Origin of the sequence: Psychrobacter sp. JCM 18903 (genome assembly GCF_000586475.1) — a bacterium.
In the GTDB taxonomy this organism is placed as follows: Bacteria; Pseudomonadota; Gammaproteobacteria; order Pseudomonadales; family Moraxellaceae; genus Psychrobacter.
Genome location: NZ_BAWJ01000053.1, coordinates 1 through 861, shown reverse-complemented (window position 1 = coordinate 861; position 861 = coordinate 1). Strand labels below are relative to the sequence as shown.

1 protein-coding gene is annotated in these 861 nt (G+C 40.8%); it reads left to right on the top strand.

Features of this window, described 5'->3' with window-relative positions; all coding sequences use genetic code 11:
• The first annotated feature begins 90 nt into the window (after window positions 1–90).
• A complete protein-coding gene (locus tag TT12_RS14980; protein ID WP_045456533.1) occupies window positions 91–843 on the top strand; it encodes an IS5 family transposase in 753 nt (250 codons plus the stop codon).
• Window positions 844–861 lie beyond the last annotated feature (18 nt).

The following is an 861-nucleotide window of genomic DNA, read 5'->3' as shown; positions in this document are numbered from 1 at the left end:
TAGGGCGTGTTGAACATTGAGAGTAAATTATGGCAAAAAAATAGCGAACGGTTAATCTTTAAGTTCTCACACCAAAAGATCTCGTTCGCTATGCCTCGCACAATGCTCAAAGATGAACACTGGACCAAACTAAGACCTATCTTACTAAAACTGAATATCTATGACAAAGGAAATCTTCGATGTACCGTTGAAGGTATTCTTTATCGGATGCGCGTTGGTTGCCCTTGGCGTGACTTACCCGATTATTTTGGTAAGCCCAACACCGTCTACAAAGCTTATCGACGCTGGTTTCGCAGTAATAAGTTGATTGCGCTATTTTCTTTGTTAATCAAAGATTCAGACCTTGAATGGGTCTTTATTGATGGTACTCATATTAAAGCGCATCAGCATAGCAGTGGCGGTCATGAGAATCTGCAAGGTATTAGTAAAAGTGTGGCAGGACGTGCGACTAAGATTCACTTAGCAGTTGATGCACATGGCAATCCCATCAATTTTCTCTTGTCAGATGGTACTACTCATGATGTGAAAGTGGCTCCAGACTTAATTGATAACATAGATTTGAGCGCAACAGTGACTGTATGTGCTGATAAGGGCTATGATTCTGATGCGCTACGTGCTCATATTAAACAAGTGGGCTGCTTCAATAACATCCCTCGGAAAAGAAATACAAGGTCCTCTAACGATCATATGGACTGGCACTTGTACAAAGCTCGCCACTTAGTAGAAAACGCTTTCGCTAAGCTAAAAAATTACAGAGCAGTTGCAACCAGATTTGATAAGCTCAAACAAAGTTATGAAAACACTGTGGCTTTGGCTTGTGCTTATCTTTGGTTGAAATTATGAATGTTCAACACGCCCTAA